The sequence below is a fragment of the Pseudarthrobacter sp. MEB009 genome (assembly GCF_030208875.1).
Taxonomy (GTDB): domain Bacteria; phylum Actinomycetota; class Actinomycetes; order Actinomycetales; family Micrococcaceae; genus Arthrobacter.
This window is the reverse complement of sequence record NZ_JARVTC010000003.1, coordinates 14,123-32,620: the sequence shown is the minus strand read 5'-3', so window position 1 is coordinate 32,620 and position 18,498 is coordinate 14,123. Positions and strand designations below refer to the sequence as shown.

General features: G+C 68.6%; 22 protein-coding genes. 12 read left to right on the top strand and 10 right to left on the bottom strand.

Annotated features, from left to right (window positions below):
* Positions 1–31 precede the first annotated feature (31 nt).
* Positions 32–796 carry a GAF and ANTAR domain-containing protein gene (locus QRN07_RS01345; RefSeq protein ID WP_050687843.1) on the bottom strand — a complete coding sequence of 255 codons (765 nt, stop codon included), beginning with the start codon at positions 794–796 and terminating at the stop codon, positions 32–34.
* A 106-nt stretch (positions 797–902) separates the two neighbouring features.
* On the bottom strand, positions 903–1,487 hold the full coding sequence (gene pyrE / locus QRN07_RS01340) for an orotate phosphoribosyltransferase (RefSeq protein WP_285240185.1): 585 nt from the start codon (positions 1,485–1,487) through the stop codon (positions 903–905).
* Positions 1,488–1,561: 74 nt separating this feature from the next.
* Here pyrE and nadE point away from each other — a divergent pair, with 74 nt between their 5' ends.
* A complete protein-coding gene (nadE, locus tag QRN07_RS01335) occupies positions 1,562–2,386 on the top strand; it encodes an NAD(+) synthase (RefSeq protein ID WP_050687845.1) in 825 nt (274 codons plus the stop codon).
* 107 nt (positions 2,387–2,493) lie between these two features.
* Here nadE and QRN07_RS01330 read toward each other — a convergent pair whose 3' ends face one another.
* Positions 2,494–3,288, bottom strand: coding sequence for an IclR family transcriptional regulator (locus QRN07_RS01330; protein ID WP_050687846.1), 795 nt, complete (start codon positions 3,286–3,288; stop codon positions 2,494–2,496).
* Between the two features lie 173 nt (positions 3,289–3,461).
* Between QRN07_RS01330 and QRN07_RS01325 the strand changes: the two genes are divergently transcribed.
* Genes QRN07_RS01325 through QRN07_RS01315 form a run of 3 tightly spaced genes read left to right on the top strand, consistent with a single transcriptional unit; the run spans position 3,462 to position 6,079 of the window.
* Entirely contained in the window at positions 3,462–4,178 is a 717-nt protein-coding gene (locus QRN07_RS01325; RefSeq protein ID WP_050687847.1) for a CoA transferase subunit A, read from the top strand.
* Positions 4,179–4,214: 36 nt separating this feature from the next.
* Complete coding sequence (locus tag QRN07_RS01320) at positions 4,215–4,889, top strand: 3-oxoacid CoA-transferase subunit B (RefSeq protein WP_050687848.1); 675 nt, start codon at positions 4,215–4,217, stop codon at positions 4,887–4,889.
* A complete protein-coding gene (locus QRN07_RS01315; protein ID WP_050687849.1) occupies positions 4,886–6,079 on the top strand; it encodes an acetyl-CoA acetyltransferase in 1,194 nt (397 codons plus the stop codon). The genes QRN07_RS01320 and QRN07_RS01315 overlap by 4 nt, the downstream gene beginning before the upstream one ends.
* 125 nt (positions 6,080–6,204) lie before the next feature.
* Here QRN07_RS01315 and QRN07_RS01310 read toward each other — a convergent pair whose 3' ends face one another.
* Positions 6,205–6,945 carry an ankyrin repeat domain-containing protein gene (locus QRN07_RS01310; protein WP_056600024.1) on the bottom strand — a complete coding sequence of 247 codons (741 nt, stop codon included), beginning with the start codon at positions 6,943–6,945 and terminating at the stop codon, positions 6,205–6,207.
* A gap of 10 nt (positions 6,946–6,955) precedes the next feature.
* Positions 6,956–7,558 (bottom strand): GlcG/HbpS family heme-binding protein, encoded by a 603-nt coding sequence (locus tag QRN07_RS01305; protein ID WP_050684921.1) that lies wholly within the window; start codon positions 7,556–7,558, stop codon positions 6,956–6,958.
* 197 nt (positions 7,559–7,755) lie between these two features.
* Between QRN07_RS01305 and QRN07_RS01300 the strand changes: the two genes are divergently transcribed.
* The 5 genes from QRN07_RS01300 (at position 7,756) to QRN07_RS01280 (ending at position 11,230) form a co-directional block, all read left to right on the top strand.
* A complete protein-coding gene (locus QRN07_RS01300) occupies positions 7,756–8,955 on the top strand; it encodes a sensor histidine kinase (RefSeq protein WP_285240184.1) in 1,200 nt (399 codons plus the stop codon).
* On the top strand, positions 8,952–9,578 hold the full coding sequence (locus QRN07_RS01295) for a response regulator (RefSeq protein WP_285240183.1): 627 nt from the start codon (positions 8,952–8,954) through the stop codon (positions 9,576–9,578). Before QRN07_RS01300 ends, QRN07_RS01295 begins: the two co-directional genes overlap by 4 nt.
* Before the next feature lie 130 nt (positions 9,579–9,708).
* Positions 9,709–9,912, top strand: coding sequence for a cold-shock protein (locus tag QRN07_RS01290; RefSeq protein ID WP_013599688.1), 204 nt, complete (start codon positions 9,709–9,711; stop codon positions 9,910–9,912).
* 122 nt (positions 9,913–10,034) lie between these two features.
* A complete protein-coding gene (locus QRN07_RS01285) occupies positions 10,035–10,355 on the top strand; it encodes a hypothetical protein (protein ID WP_050684924.1) in 321 nt (106 codons plus the stop codon).
* A gap of 68 nt (positions 10,356–10,423) precedes the next feature.
* Positions 10,424–11,230 (top strand): MerR family transcriptional regulator, encoded by an 807-nt coding sequence (locus tag QRN07_RS01280; RefSeq protein WP_285240182.1) that lies wholly within the window; start codon positions 10,424–10,426, stop codon positions 11,228–11,230.
* Between the two features lie 48 nt (positions 11,231–11,278).
* Here QRN07_RS01280 and QRN07_RS01275 read toward each other — a convergent pair whose 3' ends face one another.
* Together QRN07_RS01275 and QRN07_RS01270 are read right to left on the bottom strand one after the other, a co-directional pair.
* Entirely contained in the window at positions 11,279–11,932 is a 654-nt protein-coding gene (locus QRN07_RS01275; protein ID WP_050684926.1) for a DedA family protein, read from the bottom strand.
* 61 nt (positions 11,933–11,993) lie between these two features.
* Positions 11,994–12,599 (bottom strand): helix-turn-helix domain-containing protein, encoded by a 606-nt coding sequence (locus QRN07_RS01270; RefSeq protein ID WP_050684927.1) that lies wholly within the window; start codon positions 12,597–12,599, stop codon positions 11,994–11,996.
* 66 nt (positions 12,600–12,665) lie between these two features.
* Between QRN07_RS01270 and QRN07_RS01265 the strand changes: the two genes are divergently transcribed.
* Positions 12,666–13,643: an NAD(P)/FAD-dependent oxidoreductase gene (locus QRN07_RS01265; protein ID WP_285240181.1), complete on the top strand. Its 978-nt coding sequence runs from the start codon at positions 12,666–12,668 to the stop codon at positions 13,641–13,643.
* On the opposite strand, the gene QRN07_RS01260 is transcribed toward QRN07_RS01265, so the two are convergent.
* From QRN07_RS01260 to QRN07_RS01250, 3 genes are read right to left on the bottom strand one after another with little or no spacing between them, the layout of a single operon-like run.
* Positions 13,630–14,406, bottom strand: a complete 777-nt coding sequence (locus QRN07_RS01260; RefSeq protein WP_056600002.1) for an enoyl-CoA hydratase — start codon at positions 14,404–14,406, stop codon at positions 13,630–13,632. The two genes, QRN07_RS01265 and QRN07_RS01260, sit on opposite strands and share 14 nt — an antisense overlap.
* Positions 14,403–15,359, bottom strand: a complete 957-nt coding sequence (gene mmsB / locus QRN07_RS01255) for a 3-hydroxyisobutyrate dehydrogenase (RefSeq protein ID WP_285240180.1) — start codon at positions 15,357–15,359, stop codon at positions 14,403–14,405. Before mmsB ends, QRN07_RS01260 begins: the two co-directional genes overlap by 4 nt.
* Before the next feature lie 2 nt (positions 15,360–15,361).
* Complete coding sequence (locus QRN07_RS01250; protein WP_285240179.1) at positions 15,362–16,504, bottom strand: enoyl-CoA hydratase/isomerase family protein; 1,143 nt, start codon at positions 16,502–16,504, stop codon at positions 15,362–15,364.
* Positions 16,505–16,729: 225 nt separating this feature from the next.
* On the opposite strand from QRN07_RS01250, the gene QRN07_RS01245 reads away from it, so the two are divergent.
* Positions 16,730–17,536 (top strand): exodeoxyribonuclease III, encoded by an 807-nt coding sequence (locus tag QRN07_RS01245; RefSeq protein ID WP_050684931.1) that lies wholly within the window; start codon positions 16,730–16,732, stop codon positions 17,534–17,536.
* 34 nt (positions 17,537–17,570) lie between these two features.
* Positions 17,571–18,473 carry a DUF8083 family protein gene (locus tag QRN07_RS01240; RefSeq protein WP_050684932.1) on the top strand — a complete coding sequence of 301 codons (903 nt, stop codon included), beginning with the start codon at positions 17,571–17,573 and terminating at the stop codon, positions 18,471–18,473.
* The last annotated feature ends 25 nt before the right edge of the window (positions 18,474–18,498 follow it).

Sequence of the window (18,498 nt, the reverse complement as noted above, 5' to 3'; positions counted from 1 at the left end):
CCTCCGGCGCAGCCGGGCACAACCTCACAGGTCAGGCCGGCTGGTCCGCCTGCAGGCCCGGCTCCTGGAAGTGGGTGCGCGTCCCCATGCCACCCACGGAGTCCACCAGGGACCGGGCGATGTCCCGCAGCTTGGTGTTGCTGTTGCTGGCCGCCTCGGTGAGGATGGTGACCGCTGCTTTCTGGCTGCAGCGGTTCTGGGCCATCACGATGCCAACGGCGATGTCGATGATGGTCCGCGATTCCAGGGTGGCCCGGAGGTTCGCGGCGCTGTCCGTGTGCAGCGAGAAGCGGACGGCCAGCCGCAGCGCCTGGGAAATTTCCCGGGTGAAGCCGCGGGCCTTGGCGGTGGCTTTTTCATCAAACTTGTTGGGCACGTCGGAGTACAGGTTCAGGGCTGCCTTGGCTTCGCCCTGCAGGTTGAACGGCACGGACAGGACGGAACGCAGCCCGTGGGAGGCCACCGCCGTGGCGTAATCGGGGCCCCAGCGGTTTTCGCGGTGGAGGTCGGGGACGTGGACTTCGCGTTCCTCCTTGGCCGCCGTGAGGCACGGGCCCTGGGAAAGGGAGTACTGGATTTCGTCCACTTCGCGTGCGGAATCGCTGCTCCAGCCGATGGTGGCGGCTTTGCGGTCCCGGAGCAGGGTGATGCCGCACAGTGCGTCGTCGCCGGTGCCGGCTACCTGGTGTGCTGAAAAGCGTGCCAGTTCGTTGAGGAAGTCCTCAAAATCCGCGCTGTCCAGGATGAGGTTCTGAACCTGGTCATTGGCAGTCAAAGGCTGTTGGGGGCTGGGCATGGTCACGTTCTCCAAGGGCTACGCACGGGTAAAGCACATGATAAATCAGCGGGCAGCCCCAGGCCAACCCCGCCGGGCGGGCAACGTAGTGCCCGGCCGGCGCCGGCTAGGAAAGTCCCAGCTCGTCCTTGCCGAACGCGAACAGGTAAGGGACGCCGGTTTCGGCTTCGATCTTTTCCTTGGCGCCGGTGTCCCGGTCCACGATGACGGCGACTGCCACCACGTTGCCGCCGGCCTTCCGCACACCCTCGACGGCGGCCAGCGCCGACCCGCCGGTGGTGGAGGTGTCCTCAAGTACCAGCACGTTCCGGCCTTCCACTGAGGGGCCTTCCACCTGCCGGCCCATGCCATAGGACTTCTGCGCCTTGCGGACCACAAACGCGTCGACGTTGCGTCCCGCGTCAACGGCGGAGTGCATCACGGCGGTGCCCACGGGGTCGGCGCCCATGGTCAGGCCACCGGCGCACTCGAAGCTGATGCCGGCGTCGTCCACCAGGCCCAGCATGACCTGGCCCACCAGCTTGGCGGCCTCGTGGTGCAGGGTAATGCGGCGCAGGTCGATGTAGTAGTCGGCTTCGGCGCCGCTGGAGAGGATCACCTTGCCGCGGACCACGGCGAGTTCCTTGATCAGTTCGAGGAGGCGGGTGCGGGCGGCGGCAGCGTCTGCGGCAGTGTCACGGGGTGAAGTCATGGGCTCCAGTTTAGTCGGGGCCGGCCGGTGCAGGAGGTTGGGTGCTGTTGACATTGCTGGCTAGGCTGGGTGGCATGCGCGAACTCCAGGCCACCATCATCGAAGAAATGGGCGTGCTGCCCCGGATTGATCCCGCCGGGGAGGTGCGCCGGCGCGTGACGTTCCTGAAGGAATACCTCCGCGCCACCTCCACCAAGGGCTTTGTGCTCGGCATTTCCGGCGGGCTGGACTCGTCGCTGGCGGGCCGGCTGGCGCAGTTGGCCGTCCAGGAACTTGAGGCCGAGGGCCTGGAAGCCAATTTTGTGGCGGTCAGGCTCCCCTACGGTGTCCAGCATGACGAGGCGGACGCGCAGGCTGCGTTGGACTTCATCAAGGCCAAAACGGAGTGGACCTTCAACATTTCCGCGGCCGTGGACGGCTTCGAGGATGAGTTCGAAAAGACGGTGGGAAGTGGAATTTCCGACTTCCACAAGGGCAACACCAAGGCCCGGACCCGGATGATCGCCCAGTATGCCCTGGCCGGTGAGCACAACTACCTGGTGATCGGCACTGACCACGGCGCCGAGTCCGTCACCGGGTTCTTCACCAAGTACGGCGACGGCGGGGCTGACATCCTGCCGCTGTTCGGCCTGAACAAACGGCAGAACCGGGCACTGCTGGCCGAGCTCGGCGCCCCGGCGCGGGTCTGGGAAAAGGTGCCCACCGCGGACCTGCTGGACGGCACTCCCGGCCGTACCGACGAGGACGAACTGGGCCTGACCTATGACCAGATCGATGACTACCTTGAGGGCCGGGAGATTCCGGAAGCGGCGGCGGAGGCCATCGAGCAGAAGTACCTGCGGACCCGCCACAAGCGCACCGTTCCTGTGACCATCTTCGACTCCTGGTGGAAGCAGTAGGCCAGGGCTGACTTGCCGCTGGATTCCCCATCTTTGGTGCCCGACGGCGGCGGGTTGGCCCGATAAGCCGGCACGCCGCCGTCGGGGGCCGGCAAAGCCGGGGAGACTCAGCGGGGCGGCTGGCCGGGGTCCCCGCCGGCGAGCTGCTGGCTGATCCGGTGCGCCTCCGCCATCAACAGTCCGCCCAGTTCCTCCTGGCGCCCGCTGCGGAACCGCTGCTCAATGCCGGTCAGGGATAACGCCCACGCAGGCTGGCCGGACCTGTCGAAGACGGCCGCTCCCATGCCCCAGCTGCCTTCCAGGACCAGCCCGGGATTGACCGAATAGCCGGCCTGCCGGGTCCTGGCCAGGTTGTCCCGGACCACCGCCGGAGTGTGGTGGTCGGCGAACGTTCCTGCGTGGGCGGGCCAGTTTCCCAGCAGCTCCGCCTGCTCGGATTCGGGGAGGAAGGCCATGATCGCCGTCCCGGCCGATGCCACCCCCAACGGGAACCGGACGCCCTCATGCAGCACAAAGGAGCGGACCGGGAAGCTGCCTTCCTCCCGCAGCAGGCACACAGTTTCCGTGCCCCGCCGGATGGAGAAGAACGCACTCTCCCCCGTGGCCTCGGCCAGCCGGCGCAGGCCGGGGCGGGCCAGGTCCTCCAACGGGAATCGGGTCGCAGCCACCGAACCCATCAGCAGGATTTCCGGCCCCAGCGTCCAGTTGCCGGTGGCGGGGTCGTGGTCCAGCAGCCCTTCGGCGGCCAGCGAGGACAGCAGCCGGTGCACGGTTGGCCGGGTCAGTCCGGATTCCCGGACCATACCGGCGAGGGACATGCCCCCCGCACTGCGTCCGGCCAGCCGGAGCAGTCCGGCGACCCGGCCGACAACCTGGGCTCCCTGCACGGGTCCGTTACTCATAAATCCAACTTTCTGTCCACAATATGGATAGTTGTCAGTGTAGCGTCCACACTGTAAAAACTGGCTCTGAATAGGCTTCTGGCATCCTTGACAGCGCTTCAGCCCGGCCCGTAGCGTCCATCTCCAGACGAAATGTCCATAAAATGGATACCCATTCTCAATGAGGAGACGCCATGAAACTTCAAACATCCGCCGCCGCTGCCCTGGCGGGGGTCCTGCAGGACGGGATCACCGTGGCCGTGGGCGGGTTTGGGCTCAGCGGTATTCCCGCTGACCTGATTGAGGCCGTCAGGGATTCCGGCGTCCGGGACCTGACGGTGGTGTCCAACAACATGGGCGTGGACGGGAAGGGGCTGGGTATCCTGATCGAATCCGGCCAGGTCCGGAAGGTTATTGCCTCCTACGTGGGCGAAAACAAGCTTTTCGCCGAGCAGTACCTGGCCGGCCGGCTCGAGGTGGAGTTCACCCCGCAGGGAACCCTCGCGGAGCGGCTTCGCGCCGGCGGCGCGGGCATCCCGGCGTTCTACACCCGGACCGGCGTGGGCACGCTTGTGGCCGAGGGCAAACCGCTGGAGGATTTCGACGGCGCCACCTATGTCCGCGAGCTCGCCATCCGGGCGGACGTGGCCCTGGTCCACGCGCACACCGCGGACACCGACGGCAACCTCGTGTACCGCTACACGGCCCGGAACTTCAACCCCGTGGTGGCCACAGCAGGGCTGGTGACCATCGCAGAGGCGGAAGTGGTGGTGGAACCGGGCGCCCTCGATCCCAACCACGTTGTGACGCCCGGCGTTTTTGTCCAGCACCTGGTGCAGGCCGCCAACCGGGTCAAGGACATCGAGCAGCGCACCGTCAGGACACGCGCCGCCGCAGCCGTCCCCGCCTGAACAACACCCGCTTCCACCCACACAAAAGGAGACCCCATGGCCTGGACCAGGGATGAGATGGCTGCGATTGCGGCCGAAGAATTGAACGACGGCGACTACGTGAACCTGGGCATCGGCATCCCCACGCTGGTGGCCAACAACCTGCCCGAGGGCGTGCGGGTGGTCCTGCAAAGTGAAAACGGCCTGCTGGGCATGGGCCCGTTCCCGTTCGAGGGCGAGGAGGACGCGGACCTCATCAACGCCGGCAAGCAGACGGTGACAGTGCTCCCGGGCGGCAGCATCTTCGACTCCGCCACCTCCTTCGGCATGATCCGGGGCGGCCACGTGAAGGTCGCCATCCTCGGGGCCATGCAGGTCTCCGCCGCCGGGGACCTGGCCAACTGGACCATCCCCGGCAAGATGGTCAAAGGCATGGGCGGGGCCATGGACCTGGTCGCCGGGACGCCGCGCGTGGTGGTCCTGACCGAACACAACGCCAAGGACGGTACCGCCAAGATCGTGCCGGAATGCACCCTGCCGCTGACCGGGCTGGCGTGCGTGGACCGGATCATCAGCGACCTCGCCGTCTTTGACCTGCCGGCAGCGGACGACGGCGGCGGGCGGCTCCTCACGCTCACCCGGCTGGCGCCGGGGGTCACCGTGGCCGGGATCCGGGAAAAGACGGGGGCGGACTTCGCCGTGGCGCTGGACAGTGAAGGAGTCCCGGCATGAGCCTGCAGGAACAGTTCGGCAAGGACGTCCTCCTCACCGGGTGGGGCCACAGCCAGTTCGGCAAACTCACCGACCAGACGCTTGAGTCCCTCATCGTCCAGGTGGCCACCGAGGCGATCACCACTGCAGGCATCGAGCCCGGCCGGATCGATGAGATCTACCTGGGCCAGTTCAACTCCGGCATGATGCCGCTGGCGTTCCCGTCCTCGCTGGCCCTGCAGGTTTCGGACCAGCTGGCCAACGTCCCCGCCACCCGGGTGGAAAACGCATGCGCCTCGGGCTCGGCGGCGTTCCAGCAGGGCACCAAGTCCCTGCTGGCCGGAACGGCGAAGACGGTGCTGGTGATCGGCGCTGAAAAGATGACCCATGCCGGCGCTGACGTGGTGGGCGCGGCCCTCCTCGGCGCGGACTATGACATGGCAGGTAAGGCTTCCAGCACGGGCTTCACCGGCTTGTTTGCGGAGGTGGCCAAGCACTACGGGAAGCGTTACGGCGAGGCAGGCAACCTGGGTGACGTCCTGGGTTCCATCGCCGCGAAGAACCACCGCAACGGTGTGGACAACCCGTACGCGCAGCTCCGGAAGGACCTCGGCGAGGAGTTCTGCCGCACCGTCTCGGACCGCAACCCCATGGTGGCCGATCCGCTGCGCCGCACCGACTGCTCCCCCGTCTCGGACGGTGCCGCCGCCGTGGTCCTGTCCACGGCACCCACGGGAGGAGCCACGGACCCTGTCCGGCTGGCAGGCTTCGGCCAGGCCAACGACTTCTTCCCTGCCGACCGCCGCGACCCCACGGCTTTCGAAGCGACCCGGATGTCCTGGCAGCGCGCCCTGGGGATGGCCGGCGTCGGACTTGAGGACCTGGATTTCGCCGAAGTCCACGACTGCTTCACCATCGCCGAGCTCATCATGTACGAGGCCATGGGCCTCACCGAACCCGGCCAGGGCGCCCGCGCCGTCCGGGAGGGCTGGGTCCACAAAGACGGCAAACTGCCCATCAACGTCTCCGGCGGGCTGAAGGCGAAGGGCCATCCGGTGGGCGCCACCGGCGTGTCCCAGCACGTCATCGCCGCCATGCAGCTCACCGGGACGGCCGGCGGCATGCAGCTGGCGACCCCTCGCCGGGCTGCCGTGCAGAACATGGGCGGGGTTGGCATCGCCAACTACGTCAGCGTCCTCGAAGCCACCTGAGCGTCCGCACCTGCCACTGGACTTCCCCACCTTGGGAGCACGACGGCGGCGCGCCGCCTTCAAAAGGCGGCGCACCGCCGTCGTGGGCCGGCAAAGATGGGTAACGTCAGCGGGGCGGGCGGCTGCTAGGAAGCCGGCCGGAGCAGGGCTGCAATCTGCCCAAAGCCCAGCCGCTCGGCGTTCTGCAGGGCGGTGCGGCCTTCCGGATCCCGGATGTTGGGGTCGGCGCCTGCCGCGAGGAGCAGCCGCACCACTTCCTGCTGGTTGGGGCCGCCGGAGTTGAGCAGGATCGCTTCCTGCATGGCGGTCCAGCCCAGGTTGTTCACATGGTTGACGGGGACCCCGGCGGCGAGCAGAAGTTGCACCGTCTCCACATGGCCGTGCTCGCTGGCCGGGATCAGGGCTGTGCCGCCGTACCTGTTGGTGCTGGCCACATCGGCCCCTGCAGCAAGGGTCAGCTGGAGCACCTCGTTGAACCCCTCGGCGCCGGCGTAGAGGAACGCCGAATCCGAGATGTCATCCTTGGCATTGACGTTTCCTCCTCGGCCGATGAGTTCCTGCACCAGGGGCGCGTTGTTGGCCTTGGCCGCTGTAATCAGGTCCCGGTCCAGCTGCGCCTGGGCGTCGGGCGAGCGCACCGGCGCAGTGGTGACGGGTGCAGCCGCAGTGCCGGAATCAGCCGCTGAGGGGGCCGGCACTGCTGGAACCGGGCGGGTGGCTGTGGGCTCCGCCGTGGCGGCACCGGGCGACGGGGTACCGGGCGAGGAGGAACCCGCCTCGCAGCCGGACAGGCACAAAACCAGCCCGGCGGCGGCCACCAGCGGGGCGAAGGCCAGGGGCCGGGTCCAGGTCAGGTAGTGCCGCATGCCGCCCAGCCTACTTGCCGGTTCCGGCCAGCACCGCTGCCCCGGCGGATGCGCAGGCCTCATCCAGCGCACCGTCCGGAGCGCCGCCCACGCCGATGCCGGCAACAGAAACCCCGTTGACCTTCAGTGGCACGCCGCCGGCCAGGAAGAGCGTGCCGGGCAGGTCCGCAATGGACGGGCCGGGGCCGTTGATGCGCCGGGCCAGTTCACTGGTGGGGGCACCGAACGCGGCGGCGGTGTAGGCCTTCTGCTTGGCGGCCTCGATGGTGTGCGCCGCGGCGTTATCGCCCCGTAGCACCGCCTGGACGGTCCCGAACCGGTCCACCAGCGCCACCGTCACAAACGGGAGCTTGTCCGCCTGGCACTTGGCCAGGGCAGCGCCCACCGCCGCAGCTGAGGCACCGGCCGTGATCCGGTCCTGCTGCACCGCGTTGGCGGGGACCGGCTGGACGTCAGCCGCCGGGAGGGCCGCGGGAACAGTTGCAGCGCCGGCAACGGCCCCGGCTGCAGCGGGCCCCGCGGTGGCACCGGCGTTGGCGGCGGCCGTGGCGCCGGCGGTGGCCAGCAGCAGTGCCGTGGCTGCGACCGCAAACGTTTTTGTGGACTTTTTCATGGTGTTTCCCTTGGTCGGAGGAGGAGGAGCGGGTGCTGGCTTCAATCCTTCCGGCGCATCGGACGCCTGCCATCGGGCGTTGGTCTGTGGCAGGCTGCCACTTATGGCGCCTGGAATCAGCCAAATGGCTGAGAGACCCGGGCGGACCCGGCGCCCTAGCATGGAGGGGACGTCCCGCAACAGCATCGGAAAACCTCATGGCTCCCTTCCCCAGCACCGGCTCCGCCGGCACTCCCGGCACCCGCTGGGGCAGCATCGGCGCGGCCGTGCATCTTGGTTTCGCTGTGCTGCTGGTGGCCTCCGCGGTGCGGTATCTTATGCGGCACAGCGCCACGGACAACGTCCTGGTCCTGGGACTGGCGGCCGCTGCGTGCCTGCTCTACGCGGCCGTCGCCGTCCTGGCCGAACGCGGCCGGCCCGGTATGGCGTGGATGTTCGCACTCGTGGCCGTCTGGTCCGGCCTGGTTATCGCGGCGCCCAGCTTCGCCTGGTGCTCCTTTGCGCTCTTTTTCCTGGCCCGCCGGGCTTTGACCGGCACCGCTGCGTACGTCGCGGCCGGCGCCACGGCGTTTGCCACGGCCGCGGGGCTCTTCCGGCTCAGCGACGGCACGGATCCGGCAATGGTTTTGGGCCCGCTGGCCGTGGGCCTGATGCTCACGCTTGTCCACGACAGGATCGCGCATGATGCCAACGAACAGGTTCGCCTGCACGCGGAAATTTCGCAGGCGCAGGCGGGCCTGGCGGCCAGCGAGCGCCGTGCCGGCACCATCGCCGAACGGGAGCGCGTCTCCCGGGAGATCCACGACACCGTGACGCAGGGCCTGGCCAGCAGCCTGCTGCTGCTTGAAGCCGCGGACCGGGCCTGGCCCGACCCTGCGGCGAAAGCGGGCCTGCACCAGGCCACCGGCCTGCTGCGAAGCAACCTCTCCGAGACCCGCAGCCTGGTCCATGAACTGGCGTCCCCCGGCCTGGACACTTCGCCCCTGCCCGAGGCCCTGCTGATCGCGGCCCGCCAGTACATGCCCGCGGCCCGGCTACTGGTCACCGGAGACCAGCGGGAGGTCCCGGCAGAGGTCCGCCACGCCCTCCTGCGCGTGGTGCAGAGCGCAGCTGCCAACACCCGCCTGCACGCGGGCGCCACGGCAGCAACCGTGACCCTCGGTTACCTGCCCGGGGCCGTCACGCTGGACATTTACGACGACGGAGCGGGCTTCGATCCGCTGGCGGCAGCACCGCCGTCGGACGCGGGCGGGTACGGCCTGCGCGCCATGCGGCAACGGGTGGAGCAGCTGGGCGGCGTTTTCGCAGTGGAAAGCGGCCCCGGGGAAGGCACAATCGTCGCAGCCCAGCTGCCGGCCGCCCCGCTGGCAGAGCAAAACCGGGGCGGTGCCTTGTGACGGCCATCCGGGTGCTGCTGGTGGACGACCACCTTGTGGTGCGCCGCGGACTGCGGGCGTTGCTGGGAACCCAGCCCGGCATCGAGGTGGTGGGTGAAGCGGCGTCCGGGGAGGAAGCCCTGGCCCTGGTGCCGGAACTCCAGCCTGCGGTGGTGGTGATGGACCTGGCAATGGGCGCGGGCATGGACGGCATCGAGGCCATCCGGCAGCTCCGTGCGTCCAACCCCCAGCAGGCCATCCTGGTTTTCACCACATATGACTCGGATGCGGATATTGTCCGGGCGGTGGACGCCGGCGCCATGGGCTACCTGCTCAAGGACGCGGCACCGGGTGAAATTTTTGCAGCCGTCCGCGGCGCCGTCGAGGGTAAAAGCGTGATGAGTCCCCCGGTGGCGTCGCGGCTGTTCCAGCAGCTGCGCAACCCCGGGGAGATCCTGACGCCGCGGGAGGCCGAGCTGCTCAGCCTGCTCACCGAAGGCCTGAGCAACCGGGAGCTGGGCAAGCGGCTTTTTATCTCGGAAGCCACCGTCAAAACGCACCTGGCGCACATCTACGGCAAGCTCGGAGTGGACACCCGGGCCGCTGCGATTGCCACCGCAATCCGCCGCGAAGGCATGCGTTGACGACGCCAAACACGTCAAACCCTTGCACGCAGGCCTTCCGCCCCGTACGTTGGGATGGCGGGGGACGTTCTCCGCACACTTCGGGTTGATACCCGGAGAGAGAATCAGAGTCACATGAAGGAATGCAGCCATGGCAACAGGCACAGTTAAATGGTTCAACGCCGAAAAGGGTTTTGGCTTCATTGCCCCCGATGACGGGTCCGCTGACGTTTTCGCACACTACTCGGCAATCGCCAGCAGCGGTTACCGCTCACTGGACGAAAACCAGAAGGTCGAATTCGATGTGACCCAGGGCCCCAAGGGCCCGCAGGCAGAGAACATCCGCCCGCTCTAAGACTTAGGTACTCCCGGCTCCGGCCGGGGCACGCCCGTCAGGCGGCTCCGTCAACATCACGTTGGCGGGGCCGCTTTTTTGTGCCCGGCACACCACCAGCCCCGGTTTGCAATAATCGGAGCATGACCGGACAGGACCCGGAAAGGGACCCGTGGGAGGAGTTCGACAGGCTGGGGCCTGCCGTTCCCGACCGTGTGCCCGGCCAGCCCGGCGGCGAACCCCACGGCTTCGGTTTCCGGACGGGCGTCCGCAGCGGCAGGGTGGCGCTGGGCTTCGCCATTTACACGCTGGCGCTGGGTACCGCGCTGGTGCTTACGGGCTTCATCTTCTTCGTCGCCATGGGCCAGTGGCTGCCGGCCGGGCTGATGGTCCTGATTGAGGCAGTTTTCGTTTTTTCCTTCACCCGGCTGGCCCGCCAGGCACGCCGCCGGCACCGGCGCTGAGCGCCTGCGGGAACTTCCGGAAAAAGAGTTCTTGACGTTGACGCAGCGTCAACCCGTACGCTCAGAGCATGGAAGCACTCCGGCGGGACTGGCCCATCCAGGACATCGCAAAACTGGCCGGCACCACCAGCCGCACCCTTCGCCACTACGACGATGTGGGGCTGCTGAAACCCAGCAGGGTGGGCAGCAACGGGTACCGCTATTACGACGGCGACGCTCTCCTTGCGCTGCAGCGGATCCTCCTGCTGCGCGAACTGGGGCTGGGGTTGCCTGCCATCGCGGAGGTCTTCCGGAACCAGACGGACACCGTGACGGCCCTGGGCCGGCACCTGGAGTGGCTGGGCCAGGAGCAGGAGCGGTTGGCCCGGCAGATGGCATCCGTCAGGAAAACGATCAGGACAGTATCAACAGGAGGCGACCCGGTGGCGGAAGAAATGTTTGACGGCTTTGACCATACGCAGTACAAGGACGAGGTGGAGGAGCGCTGGGGCAAGGACACCTATGCCCGCAGTGACGCCTGGTGGCGGGGCATGGGCCCGGCTGAACAGCAGGCCTGGAAAGCCAGGGTTGCCGGCCTCGGCAGGGATTGGATTGCCGCGGCAACCGGCGGAGTGGACCCGGGCAGCGCCGGTGCGCAGGACCTGGCCCGGCGGCACGTGGCCTGGCTGACGTCGATCCCGGGCACACCGGCGTCGGACGACGGCGGCGATACCCGCGGCTACGTGCTGGGACTGGCGGACATGTACGTGGCGGATCCGCGCTTTGCTGCGAACTACGGCGGCACTGCAGGCGCCGCCTTCGTCCGGGATGCGCTGCGGATCTACGCCGGGGCGCACCTGCCCGGGGCAGGGTCCGGTCAGGGAAAGGCCGAGTAGCCGGTCACGGCCCGGCCCACCAGGAGAGAGTTGATCTCGCGGCGCCTGTCAGCTTTTCGCCCGGGCGCGCCTGACCCGCCGGATGATCAGCAGTGCCAGCGCCACGGCGATGGCGGCGTAGACAGCGTAGTTGAGGAACTTCGAGTATTGCTCAATGAGGTGGTACTGGGTTCCCAACAGGTAGCCCAGTCCGATCAGGGCCCCGTTCCACAGGCCGCTGCCGGCCAGGGTGAACAGGCTGAAGGTGCCCAGCGGCATCGCGGCGGCTCCTGCCGGCAGCGAGATGAGGCTCCGCACGCCGGGGAGGAGCCTGCCAAAAAAGATGGAGGACCGGCCGTGGCGGCGGAACCAGCCGGCGGCGTGTTCGAAGTCTTCGCGGTCCACCAGCGGCAGCCGGGACAGCCCCCGGATTGACCGTTCCAGCCCCAGCTTGGCGCCCAGCCAGTACAGCAGGAGCGCCCCGAGGTAGGCGCCCAGGGTGCTGGTGAGGAAAACCAGCAGCAGGTTCAGCGAACCCTGCTTGGCGAGGAAGCCGGCCAGGGGAAGGATCACTTCGCTGGGGATGGGTGGAACCACCGTCTCGGCGAGGGTGAACGCGCCAACACCCCATTCCCCGAGGCTCTCGATGGCCCGGGCAGCGACGCCCACAATCCCGGTGAGGCCGTCAGTGGCGCTGGATCCTACGGCTGCTGCTGCCCACATTCTAAAAGAGCTCCCCCTGGGTCTGCGGCTGGGGCGCGATGCGCGCCTGCTCCTTTCTACCTCACGTGGCTGGCTGTTTGCTGGCAGGCTTGGCCCGGATGTGGATGCGTTCCCCCTGGGTACCGAAGAGGCTCAGGAATTCCACCGCGCGGCCGTCCGCCCGGCCGAACCAGTGCGGCACCCGGGTGTCGAACTCCACGGCTTCGCCCGGCCCCAGCACCAGGTCGCGTGCACCCAGCACCATCCGGAGCCTGCCGTTGAGGACGTACAGCCACTCGTAGCCCTCGTGGACCTGCGGGGTGGGCGCCAGCATCGGGCCTGCGGGAAGAATGTGTTTGTAGGCCTGGATGCCGCCGGGCTTCCGGGTCAGCGGAATGATGGTCATGCCGTACGCCTCGATGGGCCGCAGGTGCACGCGCGGGTCGCCCGTCGCCGGGGCGCCCACCAGTTCGTCCAGTGGAACCTGGTGCGCCTTGGCCAGCGGCAGCAACAGCTCAAGGTTGGGCCGGCGCTGGCCGGATTCCAGCCGGGAAAGGGTGCTGACGGAGATCCCCGTAATGTCGGCGAGCGCGGCCAGCGTGACGTCGCGGCTGAGCCGCAGGGCCTTGAGCCGGGGGCCCACCGCGGCCAGGACATCATCGAGGCTCTCTTCCGTGTTCTCTCCCATGGGCCTATTTTGCCATACCAGCAACGAAGCTTGCCATAACGGCCCGGGCGACGGGAGCCTTGGAACATGACGAATCAAGAGAACCCAATGTATGACGTTGTGATTGTGGGCGGGGGCGCCGCCGGCCTGAGCGCCGCGCAGATGCTGGGCCGCACCCGGCGGTCCGTGGCGGTGGTGGACAGCGGGGAGCCGCGCAACGCTCCGGCTGCGGGAGTGCACGGCTTCCTGGCCCGCGACGGCGTCAGCCCCGCGGAGCTGCTGGCCGCCGGACGGGCGGAAGCCGAAAACTATGGCGCCCGGATTGTCCGCGGCGCGGTGGTGTCCGCAGCCGGTGGGCTGGAGCAGGGCTTCGACGTGGAGCTCGACGGCGGCGAGCGGCTCCGCGGCCGTCGGCTCCTGATTGCCACAGGGCTGGTGGACGAACTGCCGGAGCTCCAAGGGCTCCGCGAACGCTGGGGCAAGGATGTGCTGCACTGCCCGTTCTGCCACGGCTGGGAAGTCCGGGACCGGGCCATCGGAGTGCTGGGCGCCGGGCCCTGGTCCGTGCACCAAAGCCTGCTGTTCCGGCAGTGGAGCAGCAACGTCACACTGTTCCTCAACAACACCGTCACCCCTACGGACACGGAGCTGGAGCAGCTGGCCGCCCGGGGCATCAAGCTCGTGGCCGGTCCGGTGGAGTCGCTCCGGGTGGCGGACGATGCGCTCAAGGGGGTTGCCCTGGCCGGCGGGCCGGAAGTTGCGGTGGACGCCCTGGTGGTGGGTGCCAGGGTTCACGCCCGCCTTGACGGGTTTACGGGGCTGGGCCTGGCGGCGGAGCCGCATCCGATGGGGATCGGCGATTACCTCCCGGCCGATGCCGAGGGGGCCACCGCCGTCCCCGGCGTCTGGGCGGCCGGGAACGTCACGAACATCAAGGCGCAGGTGATGGCGTCGGCCGCAGCGGCTGCGTGGACCGCCGTCGTGATCAACAACTCCCTGATGGCCGACGAAATGGACCGCGACCTCCGCGCGTACCGGGAGGCGTTAGCCCTTACCGGTGCCTGAACTCCGGCTGCCGCTTCTCCGTGAATGCCGCCATGCCCTCCTTCTGGTCCTCCGTGGCGAACAGGGAGTGGAAGAGCCGGCGCTCGAACAGGACACCCTGGGCGAGGCCTGTTTCGAAGGCGGCATTCACGGCCTCCTTGGCGGCCATGGCGACGGGTTTGGACTTGGCCGCTATCAGGTCGGCCGTCTTGAGGGCTTCAGCCAGCACGTCGCCGGCCGGGACCACGCGGGACACCAGGCCGCAGCGGTCAGCCTCCGCGGCGTCGATGAACCTTCCAGTCAGGATCAGGTCCATGGCTTTGGCCTTCCCCACGGCCCGGGTGAGCCGCTGGGACCCGCCCATGCCGGGCAGCACGCCCAGGTTGATTTCCGGCTGGCCGAACTTCGCGTTGTCGCCGGCAATGATCAGGTCGCACATCATGGCAAGCTCACAGCCGCCGCCCAGGGCGAAGCCTGACACCGCGGCGATAGTGGGGATCCGCAACCGGGTGAAGTCCTCCCAGCCCCGGAACCAGTCAGCCGCGTACATGTCCATGTAGCCCTGGGACGCCATTTCCTTGATATCGGCGCCGGCGGCGAAGGCCTTGCCGGAGCCGGTGATCACCACGGCACCGGTACCGGGGTCCGCATCCATGGCTGACACCGCCGCCACCAGTTCATCCATGGTGGCCTTGTCCAGGGCGTTCAACGCCTCCGGCCGGTTGAGGGTGACCAAGCCAACCCGGCCCCGCTGTTCCACCAGGATGTTGTTGTATTCGCTCATTCAGGGCTCCCGTCGTGGTGTGCCGGTGCGGCGCCACGCTCCTGCTCCGAGCGGGCACGGATGTCCGTGATGATCGCGGAGAAGTCCCGGGAGGCACCGCCTTCTGCGGCAAACGTATCGTAGATTTCCGCCGCCAGTGGTCCCAGCCGGCCGGCCACCCCGGTGCTGCGGAGCGCGTTGACGGCCAGGTTGAGGTCCTTGGCCATGAGGGATCCGGCGAACCCGGGCAGGTAGTCCCGGTTGGCTGGGCTGCCGGGGACAGGCCCCGGGACGGGACAGTTGGTGGTCAGGGCCCAGCACTGCCCGGAGGCTGCGGATGCCACATCAAACAAGGCCTGGTGGCTCAGGCCCAGCTCCTCCCCCAGCACAAACGCTTCACTGACGGCGATCATGGACACCCCCAGGATGAGGTTGTTGCAGATCTTGGCGGCCTGCCCGGCGCCGTGGTCCCCGCAGTGGACCACACGCTTGCCCATGACCTCCAGCAGCGGCAGGATGTCCGCGAAGCCGGCAGCCGGGGCCCCCACCATGAAGGTCAGGGTTCCGGCTCCGGCACCCACCACGCCCCCGGACACCGGCGCGTCCACAAAGGTGTGGCCCGCCGCGCCGGTCAGCGCTGCAGCTTCCCGGGCCTCCGCGACGTTGATGGTGGAGCAGTCCAGGAAGACCGTGCCCGGCGCTGCGGCGGCCAGCAGCCCCGGCTCCCCGTCAATACCCTGGTAGGCGGCCAGCACGTGCTCTCCGCTGGGGAACATGGTCAGCACCACGTCCGCACCGGCTACGGCTTCGCGGGGGCTGCCGCTGACGGGGATCCCGGCCGCGCGGGCCGCGTCGCGGGCGGCCGGCACCACATCGAACCCGGCCACCCGGTGGCCGGCCTTAACCAGGTTGGCGGCCATGGGCGTGCCCATGTGGCCCAGGCCCAGGAAGGCGATGCTGCGGTATTCCGGCATGATCAGGCTCTCCTGCGGTCTGACGGGACCGGCTGCAGGTCCAGTTCCGCCCCCGGCAGGGGCGCGAAGAACCGGTCCACCCGGTCCGGGTGGACCTCTGCCAGGGTGGACGGCTTCCATTGCGGGTTCCGGTCCTTGTCCACCACCTGGGCCCGGATGCCCTCGCGGAAGTCAGGTGCCGTCAGGAAACGCAGGCCTACCCGGTATTCCTGGGCCAGGGTTTCCGCCAGGTCCAGGCCGCGGGCCCGCCGCAGGGCGGCCAGGGTGACGGCGACCGCGGTGGGCGACTTGGACTCGATGGCATCCGCCGCGGCAGCCGCGTCCCCGTCCCCGTCCTTGGCGTAAGTGCGCAGGCTGCGGACAATCTCCACCGCATCCGTTCCGGCATAGCAGGTATCGATCCAGCCGCGCTGCCCGGCCAGCACCGAGGGCGGCGCCTCCGTCGTGAAGCGTCCGACGGCGGCTGCCGCGGGTTCGTGTTCCAGCGCCGCCACGAGCCCGGGCAGGCTGGTTGAGGGGACAAAGTGGTCGGCCAGGCCCAGGAACAGGGCGTCGGCCGCGTCCAGGTGGGCGCCGGTCAGGCCTGCGTGGGTTCCTGTTTCGCCGGGGGCACGGGCCAGGAGCAGGGTACCGCCCACGTCCGGGACAAAACCGATGGTGGTTTCCGGCATGCCCATGCGCGTCCGCTCGGTGACCACGCGGACGGACCCGTGGGCGGAGATCCCCACGCCGCCGCCCAGGACCAGCCCGTCCATCAGCGCCACGTAGGGTTTGGGATACGCTGCGATCAGGGCGTTGAGCCGGTACTCCGTTTGCCAGAAGTCCGCTGTCCGGTTGCCGCCGTGCAGCATGTCCTCGTAGATCGCAACGATGTCCCCGCCGGCGCAGAGCCCGCGCCCACCGGCGCCCTGGATCAGGACCGTGGCTACGGCGTCGTCCGTTGCCCATCCGGCGAGGGTTTCCAGGAGCTCCGCCACCATGCCGGCCGTGAGGGCGTTGACGGCCCGCGGCCGGTTGAGCGTTGCCACCGCGAGGGAGCCCCGGCGTTCGAAGAGCACCTCTGCGGCCGCTTCGGGCTGCGCCGCGGCTGCCGCGGCACCCGCCGGAACTGCGCCTTGGTCCGTCCTGCTGGGGCTGTCCGTCATCTGTTTCCTTCCAACGTGGCGGCGCTGCACCGCCGGACTGGCCCGGCTCCGGTGCCTTCCGGGGCCGGGGAACCATGGCCGCCGAGGCGCAGCAGGTGATCCAGGTCATGTCTGGTTGCGAATATACCCGCCGCCGGCGCCGCGCAACCATCCGCCGCGGCAGGCCGGCGCGGACGGGACGGCGGGTCAATACCGGCCTCCGCACCGCCAAGGTAAGTTAGGGGTGTGAAGATCGCTACCTGGAATGTAAATTCGCTCCGTGCCCGTGCCGACCGTGTTGAAGCCTGGCTCCAGCGCAGCGACTGCGATGTCCTGGCCATCCAGGAGACCAAGTGCAAGGACGAAAACTTTCCCTGGGAGCTGTTTGAGCGGATGGGCTACGAGGTGGCCCACTTCGGGCTCAGCCAGTGGAACGGCGTGGCCATTGCTTCCCGGGTGGGCCTGGCCGACGTGGAGCGGACCTTCCTGGACCAGCCCGCGTTCGGCAAAGCCGGCAAGGACCCCGTCCAGGAGGCCCGCGCCATCGCCGCCACCTGCGGCGGCGTCAGGATCTGGAGCCTCTACGTCCCCAACGGCCGGTCCCTGGACGACGAGCATATGCCGTACAAACTCAAGTGGCTCGAAAGCCTCAAAACCCACGCCCAGGACCTCGTTGACCAGGATCCGCAGGCCCAGGTGGCGCTGATGGGCGACTGGAACATCGCCCCGTTCGACGACGATGTCTGGGACATCGACCTGTTCGTCAACAACAACTTCACGCATGTCAGCCCCCCGGAGCGGGAAGCCTTCCACGCCTTTGAAACCGCCGGCTTCACGGACGTGGTGCGGCCCTATACCCCGGGCCCTGGCGTGTACACGTACTGGGATTACACCCAGCTCCGCTTCCCCAAGAAGGAAGGCATGCGCATCGACTTTGTCCTCGCCTCCCCCGCCTTGGCCTCCCGCGTCACCGGAGCGGCGATCGACCGCGAGGAGCGCAAGGGCAAGGGCGCTTCGGACCACGCGCCCGTCCTGGTGGACCTGGCGGACTGATGAGCCAGCCCCGGAGCCGCCGCAGGAGGCCACTGTGACCGGAAATCTCTACCGGGGCCAAGCCGGGCTGCCCTTTTCCTCCACCCTGCGGGTCTACGAGCCCCTGTCCGCGTTCCCGCCGGAACAACGCCCGGCCATCCAGTCGGCCGGGGCGCGCACCGCCTCGCGAGCCGCCGTCGAAAACGCCGAACTGCTGGCCTCCCTGGGCCGCATCACGCGGACCGGCGGGGATCCTTTCCCCACGGGCAGGACTGACACCGTCCGGGTGACGACGGCGCCCGCCGCGCCCCGGACCGGTGAACCGTCGGGTGCGGCCGCCGCTCCGGAAGACGCCGCCGGCCCGGCACTCCTCTACTGCCCCAGCCAGCTGGTCCTGCGGGCGGGCCTTGCGGCCAACGCATTGATGGAAGGCATCCATGGGCCGCTCGCCGAACTGCTGATTCCCGAGCAGCAGCGCGACCGGCACCAGGAGCGCATCGACCAGGTGAAGGCCAGGGACGGGTCCATCCGGGTCCATACCCGGGCTTCCACGTGGGGCATCCCGTTCAGCTGGTTTTCGCTGTTTTCGGAGTCTGACCACAAGGATGTGGTGGAATCTGCCGGGCGGATCCTGACGGTGCGGGTCTGGGCGCCCATTACGGAGGCGCTGGAGCGCGCCCGGTACGCGGTGGCCAACCTGACGCTGGCGGCCCCGGACCTGGACATGCTGGATGACCTGGCGCAGCTGACCGAATGGCTGGAGCTGTTCCACGTGGGGTCCATGGTGGAACTGGACTACGGCGCCGTAGCGGACAAGGTGTACCCGGACGATTCGCCCATGGATATCCGGCTTGGCATCGAATGCCTGGCGGAAGGCGACATGACCGGCGCCGCAGCCGCCTACCGGCGGTTGGCATCCCGCTGGATCCCCATCCGCCAGTTGGCCCGGGCTTCCTGAGCTTCTCCCCGGCCGCCGGTACGGC